Source organism: Flavobacterium sp. (assembly GCF_044361065.1).
GTDB lineage: Bacteria > Bacteroidota > Bacteroidia > Flavobacteriales > Flavobacteriaceae > Flavobacterium.
On record NZ_JBIKJI010000192.1, the window covers coordinates 1 to 3,369 of the forward strand.

Sequence of the window (3,369 nt, forward strand, 5' to 3'; positions counted from 1 at the left end):
CAGTGGAGGGACTCGAACCCACGACCTGCTGATTACAAATCAGCTGCTCTAGCCAGCTGAGCTACACCGGCGACTCATTTTGCAGTGCAAATATAGTCTTGATAATTTAATTTGCAAAAAAAATAAACTTTTTTTTTGCGATTTTTTTTAGTTTAATTCGTTCACTTTTGCAACAAATTGATTTGCAGCAACTTCGAATTCAGCTTTTACTAATTTGTAATGTGCTTTTTTATTTTCAACATTTTTTTGGTTTACTTTTACCATTAATGCATCAAATGTATCGTAAATATCTCCTACTAAAGCCTCTGAAGATTCAGTTGGTTTTCCTGTAGAAGTCATTTCCCAAATATATACTATGTTTAAGATATCTCCTAAAACGTAGTTAATTTCTTTTTTCAAGTTTTTAACGCTTGCCATTTTCTTATTTTTAAAAATTATGATGCAAAAGTAAACAATATATCAATACGCTGCTAATTAAATTGTAATTTCCAATAGAGTTGCTTCACCAATAATTTCAAAACCATCAATTATAGCTGGAATTAATATAGTATCCCCTTTTTTAAATTCAGCTTTAAAATGTAGCATAATAATAGTGAAACTTCCTTCTGTACACATCAAAACCGTAAACGATTCTTTCGTTTTTTTCCAATTGTAAATATCTGAAATTTGTAAAATATTGGTCTTAAAAAACGGACATTCTACTAAATTAACTGACTTATTTTTAACGACTTCGTAGTCTAATTTAGTATTTTTAGGTTCAAAGTTTATTGCATCAAGAGCTAAATCTGTATGTAATTCTCTACCAACTCCATTTGCATCTACCCTATCCCAATCATATAATCGATAGGTAATGTCGCTTGTTTGTTGAATTTCTGCAATTAAAACACCCGCACCAATAGCGTGAACGGTACCTGTTTCCAGAAAAAAAGCATCGCCTACTTTTACAGGAGTTTCATTTAAAACTGCAACTAATGTTTTATTTTCTAAATGTTCTTGATACTCTTTTTTATTTGTTTTGTCTTTAAATCCAACAACCAATCTTGCATTATCATCGGCTTGCATTACAAACCACATTTCGGTTTTACCAAAAGAATTGTGCCGCTCTTTTGCCAATGCATCGTTTGGATGTACTTGAATAGACAAGTCTTCTTTGGCGTCAATAAATTTAAAAAGTAAAGGAAAATTATTTCCGAAATATTGAATGGACTTTATGCCTAATAACTCTGTAGGGTATTTTTCAATTAATTGATTTAAATTCAATCCTTCAAATGCTCCATTAACAACAACACTAATATCATTTTCTACAGTTGTTAACTCCCAGCTTTCGCCAATTTGGCTGCCATCAAAAGATTTATTTAAAACTTCTTTTAGTTTGGTACCTCCCCAAATTCGTTCTTTAAAAATGGGTTTGAAAAGTAAAGGATAAAACAACATTTATTCGCCTCTATAAGTTACAAAATTACGTGGCGTTTCATATAAAACGACTTCTAAATCTAAATTTAAATTAATATGTGTTCTTAATTTTTGCCAAATAACAACTGAAATATTTTCGGCTGTTGGATTTAAATTTTCAAAATCGGGAACATCCAAATTTAAGTTTTTATGGTCAAACGCATTTTCTATATGTTCTTTTATTAAATCTGATAAAATTTTAACATCAATTACAAAACCAGTTTCCTGATCAATTTCACCCGTAACACTGACAATTAATTCGTAGTTGTGCCCGTGATAATTTGGATTGTTGCATTTACCGAAAATGGCATCGTTTTGTTCCATAGACCAATCTTTTCGATATAACCTATGTGCAGCATTAAAATGTGCTTTTCTACTTACTGTTACTTTCATTTTTTTATTTATTGTCATCAAAATGATGATAAAATTCCTCAAATATTATTTTAAACCAAACGGTGTAAAGATTCGGATTTGCAATCATGTCATTTTTTACTTCTTCAATCTTCATCCATTTCCAACTTTCTACTTCATCTTTATTAATATCGGGCATTTCGTAATAATAACCAAGCATAACATGATCTAATTCGTGTTCGGTTAACCCGTTATCAAATGGAGCTTTATAAATAAAATGAAACATTTCTTTTAGTTCTGTTTCAAAACCCATTTCTTCTCGAAGTCGTCTGGTGCCAGCTTGAATATTTGTTTCATTTTCTCTTTGATGACTACAACAAGTATTGGTCCACAATAAAGGAGAATGGTATTTATGATGCGCACGTTGTTGCAACATCAACTCATTTTTATCATTTAAAATAAAAACAGAAAAGGCTCTGTGCAAAACTGCTTTTTCATGTGCTTCAAGCTTATTCATCAATCCAATTGGATTGTCATTTGCATCAACTAAAATAACTTTTTCTTCTACCACTCTTAAATAATTAATTGTCAAATTTACAAAAAAAATAATTTTTACAGCAAAGATATACTGAAATAAAGACTTTAACGTATTGTTAATAAAATTGGGTTGGTTATACCATAAAAAATTGTATTTTTACGCTTCTAAAATTTTAAAAGAAAAAATGGGTAAAATCATTGCAATTGCCAATCAAAAGGGCGGGGTAGGAAAAACAACAACTTCGATAAATCTTGCCGCGGCATTAGGTGTTTTGGAAAAAAAGGTACTTTTAATTGATGCCGATCCGCAAGCCAATGCAAGTTCTGGGTTAGGAATTGACGTGGAAAGTGTTGAAATTGGCACCTACCAAATAATAGAACATAGTAATACAGCAGAAGAAGGCGTTATTCCTAGTAGCGCACCAAATGTTTGGATTATACCCGCTCACATAGACTTAGTTGCCATAGAAATTGAATTGGTTGACAAAGACAATAGAGAATATATGCTAAAACAAGCCTTACAAGAAATTAAGGAGGAATATGATTATATAATTATTGACTGCGCACCATCTTTAGGTTTATTAACGTTAAATGCGTTAACCGCTGCAGATAGCGTTGTAATTCCTATTCAATGTGAATATTTTGCATTAGAAGGTTTAGGAAAACTATTAAACACAATAAAAAGTGTACAAAAAATTCATAATCCAAGTTTAGATATTGAAGGATTACTTTTAACTATGTACGATACCCGTTTACGATTATCAAATCAGGTAGTTGAAGAAGTTCAAAAGCATTTTAATAATATGGTGTTTTCGACTATTATTCAAAGAAATATAAAATTAAGTGAAGCACCAAGTTTTGGAGAAAGCATTATAAATTATGATGCAACAAGCAAAGGAGCTGCAAATTACTTAAATTTAGCAGAAGAAATTATCAAGAAAAACAGTAGTAACTAATGACAAAAGCAGTAAAAAAACCTGTGTTAGGAAGAGGCCTTTCAGCACTTTTAAGCGATCCTTCAAACGACAT

The 3,369-nt window shown here is 31.0% G+C and carries 5 protein-coding genes; 1 reads left to right on the forward strand and 4 read right to left on the reverse strand.

The features are described from left to right. Positions 1-147: 147 nt before the first annotated feature. The 4 genes from ACIQ11_RS09700 to idi are packed head-to-tail and all read right to left on the reverse strand — an operon-like array spanning position 148 to position 2,374. A complete protein-coding gene (locus ACIQ11_RS09700) occupies positions 148-417 on the reverse strand; it encodes a hypothetical protein (RefSeq protein WP_353077329.1) in 270 nt (89 codons plus the stop codon). 57 nt (positions 418-474) lie between these two features. Next, positions 475-1,434, reverse strand: a complete 960-nt coding sequence (locus ACIQ11_RS09705) for a type I phosphomannose isomerase catalytic subunit (protein WP_396154433.1) — start codon at positions 1,432-1,434, stop codon at positions 475-477. Beyond that, positions 1,435-1,845 (reverse strand): 6-pyruvoyl trahydropterin synthase family protein, encoded by a 411-nt coding sequence (locus tag ACIQ11_RS09710; protein WP_396154435.1) that lies wholly within the window; start codon positions 1,843-1,845, stop codon positions 1,435-1,437. It abuts the gene before it with no gap. Between the two features lie 4 nt (positions 1,846-1,849). Further along, the gene (gene idi, locus ACIQ11_RS09715; protein WP_396154438.1) at positions 1,850-2,374 is read right to left on the reverse strand and encodes an isopentenyl-diphosphate Delta-isomerase; all 525 of its coding nucleotides are present in this window, start codon (positions 2,372-2,374) and stop codon (positions 1,850-1,852) included. A gap of 151 nt (positions 2,375-2,525) precedes the next feature. On the opposite strand from idi, the gene ACIQ11_RS09720 reads away from it, so the two are divergent. Continuing rightward, complete coding sequence (locus ACIQ11_RS09720; protein ID WP_396154436.1) at positions 2,526-3,296, forward strand: ParA family protein; 771 nt, start codon at positions 2,526-2,528, stop codon at positions 3,294-3,296. The last annotated feature ends 73 nt before the right edge of the window (positions 3,297-3,369 follow it).